This is a genomic window from Streptomyces sp. MST-110588 (assembly GCF_022695595.1).
Lineage (GTDB): Bacteria > Actinomycetota > Actinomycetes > Streptomycetales > Streptomycetaceae > Streptomyces.
Map to the genome: position 1 here is coordinate 2260501 of NZ_CP074380.1, position 22639 is coordinate 2283139.

A 22639-nucleotide genomic window follows, 5' to 3' on the forward strand; every position below is an offset into this window, starting at 1 on the left:
CGTCGGCACGGTGATCAGCGCTGTAGCAGTGCTATATCACCACTGATCAGCGCTGTGATCAGCGTCACGCCGGCCTCGGGCCGGCCGGCAGCCGCGATCGCCCCGCGACGGGCCGGTACGCACCCTCGTACCGGCCCGTCGCCGCGGTCCGGGCGGCTGCCGTCACGCGTCCACACCGCCGCGGGGCCCCTCCCGTACCGGCCGTACCGCCCTCGTCGGCAGTGCCGGCCGCGCCGTACGGGCCGTCCCGTACCGGTCGCGGGCGCAGGGCGTCACCCACGCCCGCCGGCGGCCGGAAAGGCGCGCCACCACCCATCGTTTCCCCGGAGGACCGCCGTCCGCCGACCGCGGTCCGCAAGGCTGTGCGCGGGACCGCGTTAGGCTCGTCAGTCGGTGCAGAAACGTACCTCCTGCCCCATTGCTCCACCGTCCACCACGAGCAGACAAGGGAGTCCGCCACCGTGGCCATCTCCGTCTTCGACCTCTTCTCCATCGGCATCGGCCCCTCCAGCTCCCACACGGTCGGCCCGATGCGTGCGGCCCGGATGTTCGTCGGCCGCCTCAAGAAGGACGGTGTCCTCGCGCAGACGACCGCGGTACGGGCCGAACTGTTCGGCTCGCTGGGCGCCACCGGCCACGGCCACGGCACCCCCAAGGCCGTCCTGCTCGGGCTGGAGGGCCACTCCCCGCGCACCGTCGACGTGGAGAGCGCCGACGACGAGGTCGAGCGCATCCGCCGCACCGGCCGGCTGCGCCTGCTGGGCGCGGAGATCGGTGACGCCCACGAGATCGCCTTCGACGAGTCGACCGAGCTGATCCTGCACCGCCGCCGCGCCCTGCCCTACCACGCCAACGGCATGACCCTCTTCGCGTACGACGCCGCGGGCGCGCCCCTGCTGGAGAAGACGTACTACTCGGTGGGCGGCGGCTTCGTGGTGGACGAGGACGCGGTCGGCGAGGACCGCATCAAGCTCGACGACACGGTGCTGAAGTACCCCTTCCGTACGGGCGACGAGCTGCTGCGGCTCTCCCGGGAGACCGGTCTTTCCATATCGGCGCTGATGCTGGAGAACGAGAAGGCCTGGCGCGACGAGGAGGAGATCCGCGAGGGCCTGCTGGAGATCTGGCGCGTCATGCAGGCGTGTGTGACCCGCGGCATGTCCCGTGAGGGCATCCTGCCGGGCGGCCTGAAGGTACGGCGGCGCGCCGCCAACGGGGCCCGCGCGCTGCGTGCCGAGGGCAGTCCCGAGGCGCACGCGATGGAGTGGGTCACGCTGTACGCGATGGCCGTGAACGAGGAGAACGCGGCCGGCGGCCGGGTCGTCACCGCCCCCACCAACGGCGCGGCCGGCATCATTCCGGCCGTTCTGCACTACTACATGAACTTCGTGCCGGGCGCGGACGAGGACGGCGTGGTGCGCTTCCTGCTCGCCGCGGGCGCCATCGGCATGCTCTTCAAGGAGAACGCCTCGATCTCCGGCGCCGAGGTCGGCTGCCAGGGCGAGGTCGGCTCGGCCTGCTCGATGGCGGCCGGCGGCCTGGCGGAGGTGCTGGGCGGCTCCCCCGAGCAGGTGGAGAACGCCGCCGAGATCGGCATGGAGCACAACCTCGGCCTGACCTGCGACCCGGTCGGCGGGCTCGTACAGATCCCGTGCATCGAGCGCAACGGCATGGCCTCGGTGAAGGCCGTCACGGCGGCCCGTATGGCACTGCGCGGCGACGGCCGCCACCACGTCTCCCTGGACAAGGTCATCAAGACCATGAAGGAGACCGGCGCCGACATGAGCGTGAAGTACAAGGAGACCGCGCGCGGCGGACTCGCGGTGAACATCATCGAGTGCTGAGCCCTCGCCCGGAAGACGGTCCGGGCGACTGCGCTCGTACGACGACCGGCAGTCGCCCTCGCAGGAGCGCTGTCCGGAAGTGTCCGGACAGCGCTCCTGCGAGGCATGTTCTGCGATGCCGGTGCACTGCTGGCCCGACGTACCGATGATCCGACGTACCGATGGTCCGCCGGCGCGGTGACGTCCAAAAGCCGCTCGAACTACCGGAGGTACCCGCGCTCGTCGATGAAGACAGGGGGCGCGGACAAGAACGCATCGGCGTCCACCGGGCCGTATGCGATGTTGAACGTGTCCAGCCAGTACGTCCAGCCCCGGATCCCCATGGCGCTGCTGAACCGGTAGTTGAGCTGCCACCGAACCCATTGACCAGGGACGAGCCGGACAGTCGGAGGCCGTCGCCGCCGGGCCGGCAGAGCGTACCGGGACCACACCTGGGGAAGCACCCTCAGCCGGCCATCGGCTTCACGGAGCTGCACAGCGACCTTGCTCAGTTCTTCCCGGCTGTCGTACGGCGCGAAGCCGTCGCGCTCATGCATGCGGACCACGTGCGCGAAGGGGGCCCGCTCGTACGGAGAGGGGGCCTGCTCACACGGAAAGGACGCCCGCTCGTACGGAAGGGCGAAACCGACCGGAGCCGCATTCCTCCGGGTCGCGGCCTCTCCACCCCGGGACTTCTTCGTCCAGGTCGTCCGGACCCACTGAACGGCGGCCTCCACAACCTCGCTCCTGCCTGCCACATCGTCGAGGGCCCCACCCTATGTCCCTCCCGCAGTCACCCACATAGGCGCGTGTCACCGTCTCCCCTCGCCCCCGCGAGCACCACTCTGTCCGGGGAGCACCGATCAGTTAGGTGAGCACCGCCCAGTTACGTGAGCACCGCTCCGCGCAGAGAGCACTGCTCCACGCACAGAGCACCGCTCCGTACAGCGAGCAACGCTCCTTAACGAGAACGCCGCTCCATACGGTGAGCAGTGCTCTCCATGGAAAGCAGCGCTCCATCTCGTGTGCATCGCCTACGTACGGGTTGGGGCGGGCGGGCCTTGGGGGCCGGGGTGGGTGGGCCTGTGTGGGCGGGTGGGTCAGGCTGCTGTGCTCAGGTCGGGGCGGGGGATCAGTACGGGGTCGGCTACCGGCTTGAGCGGGGTCACGGCGGTGGTGCGGCGCTTGCGGAGGAGCGCCCCCGAGCCGATCGTTCCGGCGACGATCAGTCCGCCGATGACCAGGGCGCCCCGGGCACCGGCCAGCTCCATCAGGAGGCCGAGCAGCGGCGGACCGGCCAGGCCCCACGCGGTGCTGGCGCTGCGCCAGACACCGAGCACCCGGCCCCGCATGTGTGCGGGCGGGTCGGTCTGCAGGACCGTGGTGCCCGCGGTGTCGGAGATGGACTCCAGCGTGGCCATGGGCAGTACGAGTACCAGCACCATCAGCAGCGACGGCGAGAAGCCCACCAGCACCTGGAGCAGGGCGCCGGCCGCCGCCAGCGCGCCGACGAGCCGTACGGAGGGGCTGCGCAGCCGGGCGGCGAGCACCGCGCCGAGGATGCCGCCGGCGGCCAGGACGGTGGAGACCGTACCGAAGGCCCCGGCGCCGGCGTGCAGTGTGGTGGTGACCAGCACGGCCAGGGTCAGGGTGTAGTTGCGGCCGAAGACGGCGCTCAGACCGGTGATCACGGCGAGGGCCACCAGGCGCGGCCGGCCCAGGAAGAAGGCCAGTCCCTCGCGGGTGCCCGTACCGCCGCGGCGGCTGCCCCGCCGGGAGGCGGACGCGGCCCCGGCAGGCGCGGCCCCGGCAGGCGCGGCCTCGGCGGCAGCGGGCCCGGCCTGGGCGGGCACGGTCCCGGCCTCGGCGGCAGCAGTCCCGGCCTCGGCGGGTGCGGTCTTCGCCGGGGTGCCGGAGGGCTCGCGCAGGTTCGCGGCCACCGGGCGCAGGAAGGGGATGACGGCCGCGACGAACAGGAAGGACAGGCCGTTGGCGAGGTAGGCCGCCGCCGTACCGAGGAAGGAGACGACCACCGCGGCCAGCGCCGTACCGCCGAGCCGGCCGACGCTGTGCACCAGCGAGCCGACCGCGATGGCGGAGGGCACGTCCTTGGTGGGGACCAGGTCGTTGCCCAGCAGGGAGCACGCCGGGCCGTCGATGGTGGCGATGATGCCGGTGACGGCGGCCAGCGCCATCAGGACACCCACGTTGAGCTGGTCGAAGGCCACCAGCGCGGCGGTGGTGAAGGCGACCAGGCCCAGCACCGCCTGACTCACCGCGGCGGTGAGCTTACGGGGCCAGCGGTCGACCGCCGCGCCGCCCAGCATGCCCATGAGCAGGCCGGGGCCCGCCTGTACGGACAGCGACAGGCCGGTGGCCGCGGCGGAGCCGGTGATCTGGAGGACCAGCAGGTTCTGCACGGTGAGCTGCATCCACGTACCGGCGTTGGAGACCAGGTTGGCCACCGACCACCAGCGCATGCTGCGGTAGCGCAGCGAGCGCCACGGAGCGTGGTCCGCGCCGCCCTTCGTACGGCGGCCGGGGCCGAGGCCGAGGCGGCGGGCGAGGGAGGGGCGGCGCGGCCGGGCGGGGCGAGCGGAGGCAGCTCGGCGGAGTCCGGCGCGGCGGCGGGGGCGGGTATCGGGGCAGAAGAAGACACGGCGAAGCACTTCGTGAAGAGCCCGGCAGGCTCGGAAAGCGGGTCGGCGCGAAACAAGGACACCGGCCGCGGTGCGCGGTGTCTTCCGCCGAGATCTGTCGAGGCCGGCCCGGCGGCGGGCTCGTACGGGACCGTACGAGGGGCCGTGGGGGCCGACGCTGATACACCATGACAGATGTTCGGGGTCAGTCGGCGTCCGCGGCCCGCCCCGACGCCTTTGTGAGGCTCCGGAACCCTTGTGGCGTAAGGGATCGGGCACAGTGGGTGGGGTTGCTCACAGGCGGCGCGGGGGCGTGCGGCAGCGGTGTGAAGGCGCTGACAACGGCGTGCCGCGTGCGCCGCGGGCGCCGCTCTCTCGCACCATGGGAAGGCGATTCCGCTCTGTCCCTATGTGTTCCCACGCGCTCCGCGTGTTCCACGCGTTCCGTTCGTCCCACTCGCCGAGGAGACTCATGAACGAGCAGCAGCCCGGCACACCGTCCGCCTCCCCGCGGGTCGCCGTGATCACCGGCGCGGACTCGGGCATCGGCCGGGCCACCGCCGTACGGCTGGCCGGTGAAGGTATGGACATCGGCATCACCTGGCACAGCGACGAGGAGGGCGCCGAGCGCACCGCCGCCGAGGTACGCGCCACAGGCCGCCGGGCCGTGTCGGCGAAGATGGACCTCACCCGGCTCCCGGACGCCGCCGGGGTGATCGACCGGCTCGCCGAGGAGCTCGGCGGCATCGACGTCCTGGTCAACAACGCCGGGACCGGCACCGCCACCCTGTTCCTCGACCTGGACCTGGACACCGTACGCGAGGTGGTCGACACGGACCTGATCGGCCCGTTCCTGTGTTCCCAGCGGGCCGCCCGGCGCATGATCGAGCAGGGCCGGGGCGGCCGGATCGTCAATGTCACCAGCGTCCACGAGCACCAGCCGCGCGTGGGGTCGGCGCCCTACTGTGCGGCGAAGGGCGGTCTCGGCCTGCTCACCCAGGTCATGGCGCTGGAGCTGGCCGAGCACGGGATCAACGTCAACGCGGTGGCGCCGGGCGAGATCGCCACCCCCATGACCGGGCAGACCGATGTGGACGTGCACCAGGTGCGACGGCCCGGCGTACCGCTCGGCCGACCGGGTGACGCCCGTGAGGTGGCCGCCGTGATCGCCTTCCTGAGCGGACCGGACGCGAGCTATGTCACGGGAGCCTCATGGAGCGTGGACGGCGGCATGCTGCGAATGGGGCCGCAGGCCGGTTCACATCTGGAGAGCGACGCCTGGCGACGGCCGTGACGTACGGGTACGCGTAGGGCATGCGGGCCGGTCCTCCGGCGGCGGCAGGTCCGCCAGGACTCCCCGTCGAACGCGGCGCCGGGCACGGTGAGCAGGCTCCCGGCCGCAGGTCACCTGCTCGGGGACGCAGCCGACCGCTGCTTCCCGGCGGAAGCGGTCAGCTCCAGGGAAAGGCCGCCTCCACCCCGACAAGGCGCGGAGGAGCTTGTACGGGCCGGGCGGGCCCTCAGCGTGCCATGCGGCGCCGCCACAGCACGAAACCCGCGCCGGCCGCTGCCGCCACTCCTGCTCCCGCTCCGGCGAGCACGGCCGGGTGTCCGGGGTCGTTCTCGTCCGGGGCGGCAGCAGTTCTCTTCGCGCCGGTGGTGCTGGCGGTACTAGCGGTGCTCTTGTTGCCGGTGGTGCTATTGGGTTCGGTGGGGCTCTTGGTCCCGGTCCCAGTGGTGCTTTTGGTTCCAGAGGTGCTCTCGGTGCCGGTGCTTCTGCCGGTTCCTGAGCCGGTGGTTGCGCCCGTGCCCGTGCCCGTGACGACGATCTGGCTGGTCCTTTTCACGCGTCCGTGGTGGCTGACCACGGTGACCGGGTAAGAGCCGGGAGCCAGATCGGGGCGGATACGCGCGGGGGCGTAGTAGCGCGGATCGTCTCCGTCGGCCGCCTTGCTGTCATCGCGCTCCAGCCGCACCGGGCGCTGGAAGGCGGGGGAGGTGGCGGTCAGCGTCGTCTCCTCGCCCCCGTCGGGGAACGTGTCCTTCCACAGCACGTTGAACGTTCCGCCGGGCTGGGTGCGGTAACGATTCTTCGCCTCCTCGGCGCTGCCGGAGAGACCGAAGAAGAACGGGCCGCGCGCATTCCCGCGGTAGTCGTGGTCACCGGGCCGCGCCGCGCGCACCGTGATCCGCTTCCGTGCGAGCACGCGTCCGGAGGGACCGTGCAGCGTGACCGTATAAACGCCGTCCTTCGCCCGCCGGGAGACCATCGGAAGGGCGTCGAACAAACGTGGGTTGTTCCAGTCCGGCCCGTCGGCGTCATGGGTGAGCGCGACCGGTTTGTCGAACGCCGCGGAACGCACGGTGAAGGCGTGACCGGTCTCACCGGGGTAGAGGTCGTCATAGGACACCCCGAGCTGTTCGCCGGGGCGCTCGGGCCAGCCGGGTGTCTGGGAGACGGAGAACTCCGGCCGCTTGGCGGGCACCACCTGGACGGTGCTCCTGGCCACCGTCCGGCCGTCCAACGTGATGCGCACCGGATAACGGCCCGGGCGCGCGGACATCGCGATGGCGGCCTTGGCCAGCAAGCTGTGGTCCCCTGGAACGCCCGTGGAGTACTCCGTGAGCCGGACGGGCCTGGCGAAGGCCGGTGAAGAGGCGATGACCTTCTGTCGAGCGCGCAGGCGTCCCAGACCGTCCGCGGTGACCTGCAGCAGCCCGCCCGGCCGCTGGCCCATGTCGTCGACCCATACGCTCACGTGCCGCCGACCGCCGTCGGCCGCCGCGGGCACGGCCACCACACCGCCGTACAGCGCGGCCCCGGCCGTCACCGCCACCAGCATCCGTCTACCGTTCACGGCACCCCCTTCCACCAGCAAGAGGGAGAAAACCTTTCTACGGTTGTCCGCACGCGCGATATTCATACGGACCGGCCTGTCCGCATTAATACGGACCGGCCTGTCCACCGACGACGGCCCGCTCTGCCTGCCGCGGCCCGTCGAACGGCCGGTCCTGCCGCCGCCCGGGACGCCGCGGCCCTGAGCCCGCGGCCCTGAGCGGAGGCGTTCCCCTACAGGCCCGTGATCCGGAAGAGGAGGCGGCTGAAGGACTGCTCGGCCGCCTTGAGCGGGGCGCCGGTCGGGCAGCGCTCGGCTTCGGGCTCGTCCAGGAGGCCGATGTCCTGGATGCCGACATCGATCAGGGCGAGGACCGACTGTGCGTCGACCCTTGCGGGAAGGCCCATGCAGGGCGGCTTGCCCTTCAGGAGCCGCGTGACCACGGCGTCGTCGGCACCTCCGGCCGGCGCGGGAGCGGCTGTGGTGGGAGCGGCTGTGGCGGGAGCCGCCGTGAGAGGGGTGAGGGCGGTGATGACGCAGCCGACGGCGGCCACGGTGGTGGCTGCGCCGCGTGTCAGGACACTCATCGGACGGCTCCCTTCGGCGGTGACGCTGGGTTAACGACACGTCGAGGGGATGGACACGCTGTTCTCGTTTTCCTCGTACGCCGTCGCAGGGGTCGCCCGCTCGCCCGCGCTTTTCGCGGTAGGACATCACGTACATGACGGCGGCATCGCGTACGTGACGGCATCACGTAGCGTCACGACATCACGTAGCGTTACGGCGTCACTAAGAGGTCAGCAGTCGCCTGACGGCCTCCTCGACCGGGCCCTGGGTGGCCGGGAGGCCGAAGCGGCCCCCCTCACCGAGGTGTTCGAGGTCGGGCGCGATGGTCCTTCCGGCCTCGAAGAGTTCGAAGAGCCGGGGATTGATGTACGAGGCCCGGCAGACCGCCGGCGTGTTGCCGAGGTAGCCGCTCACCTCCCGTACGACGCGGGAGACCGCGCGTTTGCGTGCGGTGGGTGCCTCGGCGGCCGGGGCGGAGACCGCCAGTCCCACGGCGGCCAGTACGGTCGCGTGCCAGGTGCGGAAGTCCTTGGCGGTGATGTCCAGGCCCGCCAGTTCCCGCAGTGTCTCGTTCAGGTCGGCGCTGCGTACCTCGTGCCAGGCGCCGCGCTCCCAGTAGGCGAACAGCCGCGGCCCGTCGTCCCGGCGGCGCAGCAGTGCCCGTACGACCGCGTACGCCGCCGGGTCGACCAGGGCCCGGCACTGCTCCTTGCCGCCCTTGCCCTCATAGGTGAAGCCGATCTCGCCGCCCCGGCACCGGGCGTGGTCGCGCAGCATGGTCGCGAGACCGTACGTACCGTTGTCGCGGGCGTAGCTCTCGCCGCCGACACGGAAGAAGCCCAGGTCCAGCAGGCGTACCCCGCAGGCCAGTACCCGGTCGCGAGTCAGCCCGCGCTGCTCCAGCAGGCCGGCCGTGCGGACCCGTACCTCCGGCAGGCAGGCCGCCGCCCTGAGGACGTGTTCGTGTTTGGCCCGCTCCTGCTCGGCCCGGAAGTCCTGGTGGTAGAGGTACTGCCGGCGTCCGGCGGCGTCGGTGCCGACGGCCTGGATGTGGCCGTTGTCCCAGGGGCAGATCCATACGTCCTCCCAGGCCGGCGGGATCACCAGGTCGATCGCGCGCTGCCGCTGGGCGCCGGTCAGCGGGCGGCCGTCGGCGTCCAGGTAGCGGAAGCCGCGGCCGTGCCGCAGCCGCCGGTGTCCGGGCCGGTCGGGGTGGCTCCACCGCAGCCGTCCCACGGTCGTCCACCGGCCTCATTCACGAGGGCTACCGGTGTCGAGGTCTTCGTCGTCGACGATGTGGACCGCCGCCTCCTCCGCGCCGGCGGCTCCGCCGTCGATGCCCACGTCCCTGGCCACGACGCCGCCGTTGCCCCGCGGGGTGCCCTCGTCCGTCCCGACGATCCGGCCGGCCCGTGCCCCGCCGGCCTCCGGGTCCACCGGTTCGCCGTTCGCGCCGGGCTGGTCGCCGATGCCGTCGCCGGGCGGGACGCCGACGTCCGGGACCTCTTCGGCCAGGCGCTGGTCCAGACTCTCGCCCTCGCGCTGTTCGCGTGCCGTGGTGCCCTGGCGGTCGTCGACCACGAAGGGCTTCTCGGGCGGCGAGTAGCCCTGGTCCAGCGTGGCGTCCAGGTCCGGCTCGTCGAGCGCGTTCTCCATGTCGATGTCGTCCGGATTGTCGTGGGTGCCGCGGGTGTCGGAGCCGGTCGGCTGGTAGACCTCGTCACCCATGGCCTCGTTGTCCAAGGTGCCCCCGGTCTCCCCGGTGTCCGGGCCGGCTGCGTCGGCTGCGTCCGCCATGATGCACCTCCTCGTTGTCGGCTTCCCGTACGGCTTCCCGGCACCGCCCCGCAAAACGGAAGTAAGCGGAGGAAATGGCGAGATTCTTGTCCATACAAGCGGCGTACTCAGGGGCGGGGTACTCGGAGCGCGTATACCGCGTATACCCCGTATACCGCGTACACAGGGTGATGCGCTCAGGACGGCGCGCCCAGGCCGTGCACGATGCCGACCACCTCCTCGTCCGTGACCTGCGCGAAGTCCTCGTAGGACTCCCCCACCGCCCGGAAGTGCTCCGGCCGGCGCAGACACACCAGCTCATCCGCCTCCTGCCGCATCGCCTCGGCGGTGTGGGCGCCGCACACCGGCACCGCCAGCACCAGCCGGGCCGGGTCGCGGCGGCGCAGATGACGCAGACAGGCGCGGGCGGTGACGCCGGTGGCCAGGCCGTCGTCGATGACGATCACGGTCCGGCCCGCCACCTGCGGCGGCGGCAGACCGCGGCGGTAGCGGTCCTCACGGCGGTGCAGTTCGGCGCGCTCCCGGGCCACCTCGGGGGCGAGCCGCTCCTCGGACAGCCCGAGCATCTCCAAGGCGTACGTGTCGAAGACCGGCGGGTCCTCGCCGACGATCGCCCCGATCCCGACCTCCGGCCGGCCCGGTACGCCGATCTTGCGGGCGACCAGCAGGTCCAGCGGTACGCGCAGGGCACGGGCGACCTCCGCCGCCACCGGCACACCGCCGCGCGGCAGGGCCAGGACGAGGGTGTGGGTGAGGTCCGCGTGGGTGTCCGCCGCCCAGCGGACCAGTGCCGCGGCGAGCTGGGTGCCGGCCTGGCGCCGGTCGTGGAATCGCATGAGCCCTCTCCTTCGGTACCCCTCGGCACCCGGGTACCCCGAGGCGGCCGGAGGCACCCCGGGAGGCACGGCGCGGAGCGGACCACGCCCCTCGGCCCGGCCGCCGACTCCTGGGTCCGCGCCCACCCCGTACATGAACAAGCCCGGAAAGACCGCCTCATGAGGGTCTTTCCGGGCCCGGCACGTACAGGCTCATGGCTCATGGTTCATCCAGGCTCATGGCTCGTGGCTCATCCGGTGGGCAGCAGCACCTGTTCGGCCGTCGGCACAGCCGGAAGGGGGGTCTTGGGGCGCAGCGGAGGGCCGGTCGGGGCGTCCGTACGGACCGTGAACCAGACGACTTTGCCGTCGGGCGTGGCATGGGTGCCCCAACTGTCGCTGAGGGAGGCGATCATCGCCAGGCCCCGGCCGTGCGTGGCGAGCGGGACCGGGCTGCACATCCGCGGCAGGCTGCGGTCCTTGTCGGCCACCGAGGCGGTGAGCCGGCGGCCGGTCCAGCGGAGTTCCAGGACGCACGCCTTGTCGTTCTTGGCGTGCCGGTACACATTGGTCAGCAGTTCACTGACGCCCAGGCCCACCGGCTGCATGAGCGGTTCGAGCCCCCAGTGGCGCAGGTGGGCGGCGACGATGCGCCGCACCTGGGCGATCCGGAACGGATACGCCTCGGCACCGAGGGTGTACTGGCGGCTGACTTCGGTGATCACGACTGCGACTCCCTCCTTGGGGGGAGGGGCACGTCCGGCTGGCGCGCCCCTCGCATCGCCCGGAGCAACGTGAGTACGGCTACGGAACGTGGTCGCTCACGCACTCCCTGAGTCACACCAGCGTCACCCGGCGGACCCGATCCCGCAACGCCACGCCGGGCGCGGGGGCCGGAGCCCGCCCGCCGCGGACGGACGGCGCGCGAGTGACGGCGGACGGCTCACGGACGAGCAGCGCGGGAGTGACGGCGGACAGCCCATGGACGGCCCACCGAGGGTCGGCGCAGGGCGCGACAGGAGGCCCGCGGACGGGCGGCGGTCGATTGGCCGGTCAAAAATCGCGGGGGCCCGGCGCCGGACGCACATTGAGGTCAGTGGCCTGCCGTACGGCGCTCCCGCGGGGTGCCCCCGGGCGGCGCGTCCGTGCGGCAGCCGTGAGAACCCGCGCGCGGGCCCGTGGACCGCACGGCCCGGCGGGCGGGTCCCGCACCCGAGGAGATTGGCATGATCACGGCGCATCGCCGCACCCATACCTCACCCGACACCGCCGAGGACTTCCGCCGCCTCGCCCGCATGGCCCCCGGCCCGGACCGTGACCTGCTGCGCCATCAGGTCATCGCTGCCTGGCTGCCGATGGCCGAGCGCATCAGCTGCCGGTTCCGCAACAAGGGGGAGACCGCCGCGGATCTGCGGCAGGTCGCGGCGGTCGCGCTGGTCAAGGCGGTGGACCGGTACGACCCGGACCTCAGCCACTCCTTCGAGGCGTACGCCGTGCCCACGATCATCGGCGAGCTCAAGCGGCACTTCCGCGACCACCTGTGGACACTGCACGTGCCACGCAGCGTCCAGCAGGCCCGCTCCCGGGTCCGGGCCGCGCTCAGCGACCTCGAACAGGAACTCGTCGGCCGCCGCCCGACCGTCGAGGAGATCGCCACCCGTACCGGGCTCTCCGAGGAGGACGTCCTGCTGGGCCTGGAGGCCAGTGCCACCTGCGCCCCGGTCTCCCTGGACGCGGTCACCGGTGCCTCCGAGGACCTCACCGTCCGCGACACGCTGGGCGCCGAGGACAGCGCGCTGGAGCACGTCATCAACCGTGAGGCGCTGCGCCCGCTGCTGGCCGGGCTGCCCGAGCGGGAGCGGCACGTACTGCACCTGCGGTTCTTCCGCGGGCTCTCCCAGAGCCAGATCGCCGAGTCCGTCGGGGTCTCCCAGATGCAGATCTCCCGCATCCTGGCCCGGCTGTTCCGGCAGATACGGCAGCAGCTCGCGGCCTGTGAATGAGCCACGGCCGGGCGGCCGGGAAGCGGGGCGGGGTGAGGGCCGGGCGGTGGCCGGGCGGCGGCCGGACCGTGCCCGTACGGCGACCGGGCGGCGACCGGGCCGGGCCGCCCGCGCGGGCGACGCGAGGGGCGGAAGTCCGATTGACCCTGAAAAGTAGGGGTACTGCAAGACGTGCCGTCCGGGAGTCACTCCTGTACGGCGGATCGACACCTGCCCCACACGTCAACCTCCCCACACCCCCCCACACATCAGCCCCCCCACACGTCTGGAGTGACACCGATGGCCGACACCAACCCCATCGAACTGCAGAAGGCGCTCAAGGGCGCGCACTACCCCGCCGGCCGCAAGGACCTGGTGGAGTGCGCCAAGAGCAACAAGGCGGACAGCGAGCTGGTCGACAAGATCTCCCACCTTCGCGAGAACCGCTTCAAGAACCCCGCCGAGGTGGAGAAGGCCGTCTTCCACGGGAAGTGAACCAGCGGCGCGCTCACGGAAGGAACCCCATGGATCTGGACCCTCTGGACACCGCATCCGCCCCCGGTGGGAGCACGCAGTGGTCACCGGCGGCGCCGGCTTCGTCGGCTCGCATCTGTGCACCGCGCTCATGGATCAGGGCACCGCCGTCACCTGTGTGGACGACTTCTGCACCGGTTCCCGGGAGAACCTGTCCCATCTGGAGGGCCGTGCGGGCTTCACCCTGGTCCGCGCGGACGTCAGCAAGCCGTTCGAGGTCCGGCGGCCGGCGGACCTCGTCCTGCACTTCGCCTCCCCCGCCTCGCCCGCCGACTATCTCCGGCTGCCCCTGCACACCCTGGAGACGGGCAGCGCCGGCACCCGCAACGCGCTGGCGCTGGCCCGTTCCTGGGGGGCGCGCTTCGTGCTCGCGTCCACCTCGGAGGTGTACGGCGATCCGCGGCAGCACCCGCAGAACGAGAGTTACTGGGGCAACGTCAACCCCGTGGGGCCGCGTAGCGTGTACGACGAGGCGAAACGTTTCGCCGAGGCGCTGACCACGGCCGAGTTCACCTCGCACGGCACCGACACCGCGATCGTACGACTGTTCAACACGTACGGGCCGCGGATGCGCGGGCACGACGGCCGGGCCGTACCGACCTTCATATGCCAGGCGCTGGCCGGTGAGCCGCTGACGGTCACCGGTGACGGACGGCAGACCCGGTCGCTGGCGTACGTGGACGACACCGTACGCGGCATCCTCGCCATGGCGGCGTCCGACCTGCGCGGACCGGTCAACCTCGGCAACCCCGACGAGATCACCATGCTCGGCCTGGCCCGCCTGGTCATCGAACTCACCGGGTCCCGCTCCGAGGTCCGCTTCATCGACCGGCCCACCGACGACCCGGCCGTGCGCTGTCCCGACATCACGCTGGCCCGCGGCAAGCTCCAGTGGGAGCCGGAGGTGCCCGCCAGAGAGGGGCTGGACCGGGTCATCCGCTGGTTCCGGGAGCGCCGGCCGGCCTGACCGGCCGCGCCGCAGGCCCGGCCGCCTCCTCTTCGACCGCTCCCTCTTCGACCGCTCCCTCTTCGGCCGCCCCACGGACCGGCCGTCCGCCCCCACCGACCAGCCGTTCCCCGTCCCGGCCGCCCCGGCGGCGCACCGGCCCGTCCCCACCGTTCCACCGCCCGACCGCCAACAGGCCAGGAAAGGCCACTGTCCATGCGCATTCTCGGAATCAACGCCCTCTTCCACGACCCTTCCGCCGCGCTCGTGATCGACGGCAGGACCGTCGCCGCCGCCGAGGAAGAACGGTTCTCCAGGCGTAAGCACGGCAAGCGGCCGGTGCCGTTCTCCGCCTGGGAGGTCCCCGCGCAGTCCGCCGCCTGGTGCCTGCGCCGGGCCGGGCTGCGGCCCCAGGACCTCGACGCCGTCGCGTACTCCTTCGACCCCGGACTGGCCCGGCCGGCCGAGGCGATGGGCCTGGACGACCCCTGGGACCACCTGCGCCTGATCTACGCCCGTGAGGCCCCCAACTTCCTGCGCGACGCGCTGCCCGGACTCGACCCGGACATCGTGCGGTTCGTCCCGCACCACATGGCGCACGCCGCCTCCGGCGCCTTCGCCGCGCCCGACGCGGACTCCTCCTCCGTCCTGGTCCTGGACGGCCGCGGCGAGGCCACCTCGCACCTGGCCGCGCGCCGGATCGGCGAGCGGCTGGTGCCCCTGCACGGCCAGGAACTGCCGCACTCCCTGGGCCTGGTGTACGAGGAACTCACCCAGCACCTGGGCTTCCTGCGCTCCTCCGACGAGTACAAGGTCATGGCGCTGGCCTCGTACGGCACCCCGCGCATGCTCCCCGAACTGCGCCGCCACGTGCACCCGACCGGTGACGGCGGCTTCCGGGCCAGTGGCGTGCCGTGGGGCGAACTGTGCGACGCCCGGCGCCCCGACGAGGCGTGGACGCAGGCCCACGCCGACCTGGCCGCCAGCACCCAGGCGTGCCTGGAGGAGACCCTGCTGGACCTCGCCCGCTGGCTGCACGGCCAGACCCACGACCAGGTACTGACCCTGGCCGGCGGGGTGGCGCTCAACTGCGTGGCCAACTCCCGGATCGCCCGCGAGGGGCCCTTCGACCGGGTCTGGGTGCAGCCGGCCTCCGGCGACGCGGGTACGGCGCTGGGCGGCGCGCTGCTGCTCTCCGCCGACACCGGGCAGGCGCCACAGCCGCCGAGCACCGCCGCGCTGGGCCGTGGCTGGTCCGACGCCGAACTCGAAGCCTGGCTCAAGACGGCCCAGGTGCCCTTCGACCGGCCGGCCGACGTCGCCGAGACGGTGGCCCGGGCGCTGGCCGACGACCAGATCGTCGCCTGGTTCCAGGGCCGTGCGGAGTTCGGCCCGCGGGCGCTGGGCCACCGGTCGCTGCTGGCCCACCCCGGCCGGGTGGGCAACCTGGAGCGGCTGAACAACGTCAAGGGGCGCGAGCAGTTCCGGCCGGTGGCGCCGATGGTGCTGGCCGACCGGGCGGCGGAGATCTTCGACGGGCCGCTGCCGAGCCCGTACATGCTCTTCGTGCACGACGTGGCGCCGCACTGGCGGGAGCGCATCCCGGCCGTGGTCCACGTGGACGGCACCGCGCGCATCCAGACCGTGGACGCGGACGCCGAGCCGCTGGTGGCCCGGATGCTGCGGAACTTCGAGCAGTTGACGGACCTGCCGGTGGTGGTCAACACCAGCCTCAACACGGCGGGCCGCCCCATGGTCGACGATCCGCGCGACGCGCTGGAATGCTTCGGCTCCGCCCCGGTGGACCTGCTGGCGATCGGACCGTTCGTCGTACGCCGCCGGGAGTTCTTCGCCTCCGGGCAGCCGGACGCGGCGCGGGCCGCCGCCCGGCCGCTGGAAGAGGAGCTGGCCGTATGAGCGGCCGGAACCACGGGAACGGTCGCGGCCGGGCGGACGGAGACCACCGCGCCGACGGCGGCCGTACGAACGGGAGCAGTCGTACGAACGGGAGCAGTCGTACGGGCGGGGGCGGCGGTACGCGCGACGGCAGCCGTACGAACGGGAGCGGCGGTACGGGCAGTGGCAACCGTACGAACGGGAGCAGCGGTACAGGGCGCCGGGCCGCCTCCCCCGCCGGGCCGCGGTACGCGATCGTCATCCCGACCCTGGGCCGCCCCAGCCTGGACGCCTGCCTGCGCGCGCTGGCCGAGGGCGAGGGCCCGCGGCCGGCCCGGATCGTCCTGGTCGACGACCGCCGGCTGGAGGACTGCACCCCGCTGTCCGTGACGGTGCCCGCCCCGCTGCTGGACCTGGTCGAGATCGTCTCCGGCTGCGCGCGGGGCCCGGCGGCGGCCCGCAACACCGGCTGGCGGTCCGTGTCCGAGCCGTGGATCGCCTTCCTGGACGACGATGTGCTGCCCGGCCCGACCTGGGCACGCGACCTGGCCGCCGACCTGACCGCAGCCGGTCCGGAGACGGCCGCCGTACAGGGCCGGATCTTCGTGCCGCTGCCCACGGACCGCCGGCCCACCGACTGGGAACGCAACACGGCCGGCCTGGCGAGCGCCCAGTGGATCACCGCCGACATGGCCTACCGGCGCGCGGCGCTGGAAGCGGTCGGCGGCTTCGACGAACGCTTTCCGCGTGCCTTCCGGGAGGACGCCGACCTGGCCCTGCGGGTCGTGGACGCGGGCTGGGCCATCGGTACGGGCGACCGCCGCACCACGCACCCCGTACGCCCCACGGACCGCTGGGTGTCCCTGCGCACCCAGGCCGGCAACGCGGACGACGTCCTGATGAACCGGGTGCACGGCCGCGACTGGTGGCACCGGGCCGGGGCACCGCGCGGCCGGCTGCCCCGCCATCTCGCGGTGACCGCGGCGGGCGTGGCGGCGCTGGCGCTGGCCGCCGCAGGCCGGCCCCGGGCGGCGGCGGGCTGCGCGGGGCTGTGGCTGGGCGGCACAGCGGAGTTCGCCTGGGCCCGTATCGCACCCGGGCCCCGGACCTCGGACGAGATCGCCACCATGGCCGCGACCAGCGCGCTGATCCCGCCGGCCGCCACGCTCCACTGGCTGCGCGGACTCTTCCGGCACCGGCGCGCCGGCGCGTGGCAGGCGCCGGCGCAGGTGTCGGCGCAGGTGTCGGCGGTCGGAGAGGGCCGGGAGGAGCAGCACGGTCGCCGGCCGGGCCCCGAGGCGCCCGTGGAGACGCCGGCCGTCCCCCGCACGACGGTGAGCCTGCCGGTCCTGGAGTAGCCCCGGCGGCCTCGCGTGAACTGCCCTCGGCACCCGCCGTTCCCGTCGGCGGGTGCCGAGGCGGACGAGTGCCGTACGGGCTGACCGGCACGCCGTACGAACCGGGCTGCATGCCGTACCGGAACGACGCCGATCCGCAGGCCGGCGATGCCCGACCGCACCACCGATGAGTGGTGAGGCGATGGCCCCCAGTAGTCATTTTGTGTGGGTTTCGTAGTTGGCTCCCGGGATACCTGTGGCGTGTGCTCACCACATCAGCCCCACCCAACACAACCGCCCCGGCCGACGGCCCGTGGCTGTTCCTCCCGGAGACCCGGGTCCAGCCCGCCGCCCCCACCTCCGCCTCCGCCCCGGTCCCCGTTCCCCCCGCGTCCTCCGGAACCGCCCGGCTCCCCGAGGCGGTGCTCTTCGACCGGGACGGCACGCTTATCGAGGACGTCCCCTACAACGGCGACCCCCGCCTCGTCCGCCCGATGCCCGGCGCGCTCCGGGCCGTTGAGGCGCTGCGTTCCTGCGGCGTCCCCCTCGGTGTAGTCAGCAACCAGTCGGGCGTCGCGCGCGGGCTGCTGACGCGGCGGGATGTGGGCGCCGTACGCGACCGGGTGGAGGAGCTGCTCGGCCCGTTCGACGTCTGGGCGGTGTGCCCGCACGGTCCGGCCGACGGCTGCGGCTGCCGCAAGCCCGCCCCCGGTCTGGTGCTCGCGGCCTGCGGCCTGCTGGCCGTCTCCCCCGCGCGTACGGTCGTCATCGGTGACATCGGCGCGGACATGGGCGCCGCCCGCGCGGCCGGTGCCCGGGGCGTCCTGGTCCCGACGCCGGTGACCCGCCAGGAGGAGATCGGCGCGGCCGAGGAGAGCGCCCCGGACCTGCTCACCGCGATCCGGGAACTGCTGCCGGGCCGGATGCTGCCGGAGGACCGGGAGCAGTCGCCGCAGGACCGGGAGCTGTCGCCGGCCCCGGACAAGGGCCCCGGGGCATGACGGCGGTCCCTCGTACGCTCGTCGTACGGCTGGACAGCGCCGGTGACGTGCTGCTGGCCGGCCCGGCGGTACGGGCGGTGGCGGCCGGTTCGCGGCACACGGCGGTGCTGTGCGGGCCTTTGGGGGAGCAGGCGGCGCGGCTGCTGCCGGGCGTGGACGAGGTGCTGGTGCACGACGCGCCGTGGGTGGGCCTGGACCCGCCACCGGTACGGCGCGAGGAGACCGACGCCCTGGTCGACGCGCTGGCCGCCCGCCGCTTCGACCGCGCCCTGATCCTCACGTCCTTCCACCAGAGCCCGCTGCCGGCCGCGCTGCTGCTGCGGCTGGCCGGGGTGCCGTGGATCGCCGCGGACAGCGTGGACTACCCGGGCGCGCTGCTGGACCTGCGGCACCGGCGGGCGCCGCACCGCCACGAGGCGCGGGCGGCGCTCGATCTCGCGCAGGCGGCCGGCTTCGCCCTGCCGCCCGGCGACCCCGGCGGTCTGCGCGTCGCCGCCGTCCCCGGCACCGGCCATCTGACGGGCGGCGAACCGTACGTCGTGGTGCACCCCGGCTCCGCCGTCCCGGCCCGCTCCTGGAGCGCGGCCCGGGCCCGCCGGGGCGTGGCGGCCCTGGCCGCCGCCGGACACCGGGTCGTGGTCACCGGCGGCCCCGGCGAGCGCGCGCTGACCGCGTTCGTGGCGGGCGGCGACGCCCTGGACCTGGGCGGCCGGACCGGGTTCCCGGAGCTGGCCGGGGTGCTGGCCGGGGCCCGCACGGCGGTGGTCGGCAACACCGGCCCGGCGCATCTGGCCGCGGCCGTGGGAACCCCGGTGGCCTGCCTGTTCGCGCCCGTCGTGCCGGCCGAGCGGTGGGCGCCGTACCGGGTGCCGTCCGTCCTGCTGGGACGCCAGGACGCGCCGTGCGCCGGGACCCGGGCCCGCAGTTGCCCGGTGCCCGGCCATCCCTGCCTGGACTCGGTGACGGACGCCGAGCTCCTCGATGCCGTGGACTCGCTCGTCAGCCGGGACCGCGGCCCGGACCAGGAGGTGACCGTATGAACATTCTGCTGTGGCACGTGCACGGTTCGTGGACCACCGCGTTCGTCCAGGGACCGCACACCTACTTCGTGCCGGTCACCCCGGACCGCGGGCCGGACGGGCTGGGCCGGGCGCGTACGTTCCCCTGGCCTGAGTCCGTACGGGAACTGACGCCGTCCCAGCTCTCCGAGGCCCCGGTCGATCTGGTGGTGCTCCAGCGCCCGCACGAGGCGGAGCTGGCCGAGCGCTGGCTCGGCGGACGGCGGCCGGGCCGGGACGTGCCGGCGGTATACCTGGAGCACAACGCGCCCAGCGGTGACGTCCCCGACACCCGCCACCCGTGCGCCGACCGGGACGATCTGGTGCTGGTGCACGTCACCCACTTCAACCGGCTCTTCTGGGACAGCGGTTCGACCCGTACGGAAGTGATCGAGCACGGCATCGTCGACCCCGGGCACCTGTACACCGGGCGGCTGCCGCGGGCCGCCGTGGTCGTCAACGAGCCGCTGCGGCGCGGCCGTACGACCGGTACGGATCTGCTGCCCGCCCTGTCCGAGGCGGCCCCGCTGGACGTGTTCGGGATGCGGACCGAGGGCCTGGCCGGGCACTTGGGCATCCCGCCGGACCGCTGCCGCACCGCCGACCTGCCACAGGGCGAGCTGCACGGCGCGATGGCCGAACGCCGCGTGTACGTGCACCCGGTGCGCTGGACGTCCCTGGGCCTGTCCCTCCTGGAGGCCATGCACCTGGGGATGCCGGTGGTCGCCCTGGCCACCACCGAGGCGGTCCAGGCGGTGCCGCCGGGCGCCGGGGTGCTCTCCACGCGCCCCGAGGTGCTGGCCGAGGCCGCGCGCCGGTACGTGGCGGACCCGCGGGCCGCGGCCGAGGACGGGGCGCGGGCGCGGGACGCGGCGCTCGCCCGCTACGGGCTCAAACGCTTCCTGCACGACTGGGAGCGACTGATCGAGGAGGTGACCCGGAAATGATGCCGACCGAGGAAGTCCGTCCGCACACCGTGGCGCTGGTGTCGGAGCACGCCAGCCCGCTGGCCGTACTGGGAGGCGTGGACGCCGGCGGCCAGAACGTCCATGTCGCCCACCTCGCCGCCGCCCTCGCCGACCGCGGTCACCGGGTCGTCGTCTACACCCGCCGGGACTCCCCCGACCTGCCGGGCCGGGTGCCGCTGCGGCCGGGCGTGGAGGTACGGCACGTCACCGCCGGGCCCGTACGGCACGTCCCCAAGGACGAACTCCTGCCGTACATGGAGGAGTTCGGGCAGTTCCTGATACGCGAGTGGCAGCACCGGCCACCGGACGTGGTCCACTCCCACTTCTGGATGTCCGGCGTGGCCGCCCTGATGGCCACCCGTGAACTGGACCTGCCGCTGACCCACACCTACCACGCGCTGGGCACCGTCAAGCGGCGTCACCAGCGGGCCGCCGACACCAGCCCGCCGGACCGGATAGCCCTGGAGGCCCGGATCGGCGAGGGCTGCGACCGCATCATCGCCACCTGCCGCGACGAGGTCGCCGAACTGGGCGCCATGGGGGTACCGGCACACCGGGCGGCCGTGGTGCCGTGCGGCGTGGACCCGGCGCACTTCACCCCCGAGGGCCCCGTCGCACCGCGCGGCCCGCACCGGCACCGGCTCCTCCAGATCGGCCGGCTCGTCAAACGCAAGGGCGCCGGGGTCTCGGTCGCGGCCCTGGCGGGCCTGCCCGGCGCCGAACTCGTCATCGCCGGCGGCCCGCCGCGCGACCGGCTCGACGCCGACCCCGAAGTACGGCGACTGCGCGCGCTGGCCCGTCAGGCGGGCGTCGCCGACCGGGTCCGCTTCGTCGGGGGCGTGCCGCGCGAGGAGGTGCCCGCGCTGCTGCGCAGCGCCGATGTGGTGCTGTGCCCCGCCGACTACGAGCCGTTCGGGATCGTGCCCCTGGAGGCGATGGGCTGCGGCACGCCCGTGGTGGCCACCGCCGTGGGCGGGCAGCTCGACACCGTCGCCGACCCGGTGACCGGGCGGCTGGTGCCACCGGGCGATCCCGCCGCGCTGGCCGCGGCCGTCACCGGCCTGCTCCGGGACCCGGCGCGGCGGTCGGCGTGCGGGGCCGCGGGCCGCCGCCGCGTACTGACCCGGTACGGCTGGGACCGGGTGGCCGCGGCCACCGAGGCGGTCTACCGCGAGGTGCTGGCGTCCCGTCCCGCCGCGGTCACCTCGCCGGTGGGCTGAGCGACGCGCGCCGCGACGTGCGGACGGGGCGATGGAGCGATGGGGCGACGCGCGGACGGGGCGTGCGGATGCCGGTTCCGTCCGTACGGATGCCGGTTCCGTCCGTACGCCGGGTCCGTACCCGCTCACGAACCGTGCGTGCTCCCGAACCGTACGTACGCCGTGCGTCGCGGCGCCGCACGACCGGTCCACCGCACCATCCGCACCACCGCACACGTAAGGGAGGTATGGGCCCGGCCCGCCGTCCGCCGGACGCCGGAGAAGGCTCAGCAAGCCATGACCGCCATGACTGCCATGACCGATCCTCGTCACCCCCACCACGCCGCACACGAGCACTGCCAGTCCCTGCTGGACGCCATCGGCCGGTTCCGCCGTGCCGGGCTCGGCCAGGTCGCCGCCTGGGGCGACCACCTCGCCGCCGTGCTGCCCCTCGGCGGGCGGCTGCTGGCCGCCGGCAACGGCGGCAGCGCGGCGCAGGCCCAGCACCTGACCGCCGAACTGGTCGGCCGGTACCGCGACGAACGCCCCGCCTACTCCGCCATCGCCCTGCACGCGGAGACCTCCAGTGTCACGGCCATCGGCAACGACTACGGCTTCGAGGAGCTGTACGCGCGTCAGGTCGCCGCGCACGGACGGCCCGGCGACGTCCTGCTGCTGATGTCCACCTCCGGGCGCAGCCCCAACCTGCTGGCCGCGGCCGACACGGGCCGGGCGGCCGGGCTGCGGGTCTGGGCGATGACCGGGCCCCGCCCCAACCCGCTGGCCGCCCGCGCGGACGAGGCGCTGTGCATCGACGCGGACAGCACGGCGACCGTGCAGGAAGCGCACCTGGTGGCGCTGCACCTGCTGTGCGAGTCCTTCGACGCGGTGGTGGACGACCGGGCGGACACGGGGGCGCGGGCGGCGGGCGGTCCGACGGTGGCAGGAGCGGGCGCCGGCGCGGGAGCCGGCACGAGCGCGGGCGCGGGCGCCGGAGTGCGTGCGGGCGCGGGCACGGTACGGGAGCCGGTCGCGGCGGGTACGGGCACCGCGGCCGGTACGCCGGCGGGGCCGGTCACCTCGGCCGCACCACCGGGCACGACCGACCCTTCCGACCCCTCCGCCACCTCGACGGCATCGGCCGCATCGGCCGCATCGGCCGCGTACGGAGATTCCGGGTCCCCCACTGCCGCTGGGTCCCCCACAGCCGCCGGGTCTCCCACGGTCACCGGATCTCACC

At 73.6% G+C, this 22639-nt stretch carries 19 protein-coding genes and 1 pseudogene; 12 read left to right on the forward strand and 8 right to left on the reverse strand.

Translation table 11 applies throughout. The features are described from left to right. The first annotated feature begins 461 nt into the window (after positions 1–461). A complete protein-coding gene (locus KGS77_RS09850; protein WP_242580325.1) occupies positions 462–1844 on the forward strand; it encodes an L-serine ammonia-lyase in 1383 nt (460 codons plus the stop codon). A 200-nt stretch (positions 1845–2044) separates the two neighbouring features. On the opposite strand, the gene KGS77_RS09855 is transcribed toward KGS77_RS09850, so the two are convergent. Continuing rightward, on the reverse strand, positions 2045–2560 hold the full coding sequence (locus KGS77_RS09855) for a hypothetical protein (protein ID WP_242580326.1): 516 nt from the start codon (positions 2558–2560) through the stop codon (positions 2045–2047). Between the two features lie 363 nt (positions 2561–2923). After that, positions 2924–4303, reverse strand: a complete 1380-nt coding sequence (locus tag KGS77_RS09860) for an MFS transporter (RefSeq protein WP_242587388.1) — start codon at positions 4301–4303, stop codon at positions 2924–2926. A gap of 631 nt (positions 4304–4934) precedes the next feature. On the opposite strand from KGS77_RS09860, the gene KGS77_RS09865 reads away from it, so the two are divergent. Beyond that, entirely contained in the window at positions 4935–5756 is an 822-nt protein-coding gene (locus KGS77_RS09865; protein ID WP_242580327.1) for an SDR family oxidoreductase, read from the forward strand. A 226-nt stretch (positions 5757–5982) separates the two neighbouring features. On the opposite strand, the gene KGS77_RS09870 is transcribed toward KGS77_RS09865, so the two are convergent. The 6 genes from KGS77_RS09870 to KGS77_RS09895 all read right to left on the reverse strand — a co-directional run bounded on the left by KGS77_RS09870 (position 5983) and on the right by KGS77_RS09895 (position 11203). Next, positions 5983–7320 carry a hypothetical protein gene (locus tag KGS77_RS09870; RefSeq protein ID WP_242580328.1) on the reverse strand — a complete coding sequence of 446 codons (1338 nt, stop codon included), beginning with the start codon at positions 7318–7320 and terminating at the stop codon, positions 5983–5985. Between the two features lie 212 nt (positions 7321–7532). After that, entirely contained in the window at positions 7533–7886 is a 354-nt protein-coding gene (locus KGS77_RS09875) for a hypothetical protein (RefSeq protein WP_242580329.1), read from the reverse strand. Between the two features lie 202 nt (positions 7887–8088). Further along, entirely contained in the window at positions 8089–9102 is a 1014-nt protein-coding gene (locus KGS77_RS09880) for a DNA topoisomerase IB (protein ID WP_242580330.1), read from the reverse strand. 15 nt (positions 9103–9117) lie between these two features. Then, entirely contained in the window at positions 9118–9609 is a 492-nt protein-coding gene (locus KGS77_RS09885) for a DUF5709 domain-containing protein (RefSeq protein WP_242587389.1), read from the reverse strand. A 230-nt stretch (positions 9610–9839) separates the two neighbouring features. Further along, on the reverse strand, positions 9840–10499 hold the full coding sequence (locus KGS77_RS09890) for a phosphoribosyltransferase family protein (protein WP_242580331.1): 660 nt from the start codon (positions 10497–10499) through the stop codon (positions 9840–9842). A 230-nt stretch (positions 10500–10729) separates the two neighbouring features. Beyond that, entirely contained in the window at positions 10730–11203 is a 474-nt protein-coding gene (locus KGS77_RS09895) for an ATP-binding protein (protein ID WP_242580332.1), read from the reverse strand. 501 nt (positions 11204–11704) lie between these two features. Here KGS77_RS09895 and KGS77_RS09900 point away from each other — a divergent pair. The 10 genes and pseudogenes from KGS77_RS09900 to KGS77_RS09945 form a co-directional block, all read left to right on the forward strand. Further along, positions 11705–12481 (forward strand): SigB/SigF/SigG family RNA polymerase sigma factor, encoded by a 777-nt coding sequence (locus KGS77_RS09900; protein WP_242580333.1) that lies wholly within the window; start codon positions 11705–11707, stop codon positions 12479–12481. 279 nt (positions 12482–12760) lie between these two features. Beyond that, the gene (locus KGS77_RS09905) at positions 12761–12955 is read left to right on the forward strand and encodes a DUF2795 domain-containing protein (protein WP_242580336.1); all 195 of its coding nucleotides are present in this window, start codon (positions 12761–12763) and stop codon (positions 12953–12955) included. Between the two features lie 55 nt (positions 12956–13010). Next, a complete protein-coding gene (locus KGS77_RS09910) occupies positions 13011–13961 on the forward strand; it encodes an NAD-dependent epimerase/dehydratase family protein (RefSeq protein ID WP_242587390.1) in 951 nt (316 codons plus the stop codon). A 195-nt stretch (positions 13962–14156) separates the two neighbouring features. After that, the gene (locus KGS77_RS09915) at positions 14157–15857 is read left to right on the forward strand and encodes a carbamoyltransferase C-terminal domain-containing protein (RefSeq protein WP_242580339.1); all 1701 of its coding nucleotides are present in this window, start codon (positions 14157–14159) and stop codon (positions 15855–15857) included. A gap of 233 nt (positions 15858–16090) precedes the next feature. Beyond that, positions 16091–17194, forward strand: a complete 1104-nt coding sequence (locus KGS77_RS09920) for a glycosyltransferase (protein ID WP_242587391.1) — start codon at positions 16091–16093, stop codon at positions 17192–17194. Between the two features lie 401 nt (positions 17195–17595). Beyond that, on the forward strand, positions 17596–18174 hold the full coding sequence (locus KGS77_RS09925; RefSeq protein ID WP_242587392.1) for an HAD-IIIA family hydrolase: 579 nt from the start codon (positions 17596–17598) through the stop codon (positions 18172–18174). Further along, positions 18171–19214 (forward strand): glycosyltransferase family 9 protein, encoded by a 1044-nt coding sequence (locus KGS77_RS09930; protein WP_242580341.1) that lies wholly within the window; start codon positions 18171–18173, stop codon positions 19212–19214. The genes KGS77_RS09925 and KGS77_RS09930 overlap by 4 nt, the downstream gene beginning before the upstream one ends. Then, a complete protein-coding gene (locus tag KGS77_RS09935) occupies positions 19211–20179 on the forward strand; it encodes a glycosyltransferase (RefSeq protein ID WP_242580343.1) in 969 nt (322 codons plus the stop codon). Before KGS77_RS09930 ends, KGS77_RS09935 begins: the two co-directional genes overlap by 4 nt. Then, on the forward strand, positions 20176–21420 hold the full coding sequence (locus KGS77_RS09940; RefSeq protein WP_242580346.1) for a glycosyltransferase: 1245 nt from the start codon (positions 20176–20178) through the stop codon (positions 21418–21420). Before KGS77_RS09935 ends, KGS77_RS09940 begins: the two co-directional genes overlap by 4 nt. A gap of 294 nt (positions 21421–21714) precedes the next feature. Further along, positions 21715–22287: pseudogene (locus KGS77_RS09945) on the forward strand (SIS domain-containing protein); the annotation flags it as partial. Between the last annotated feature and the right edge of the window lie 352 nt (positions 22288–22639).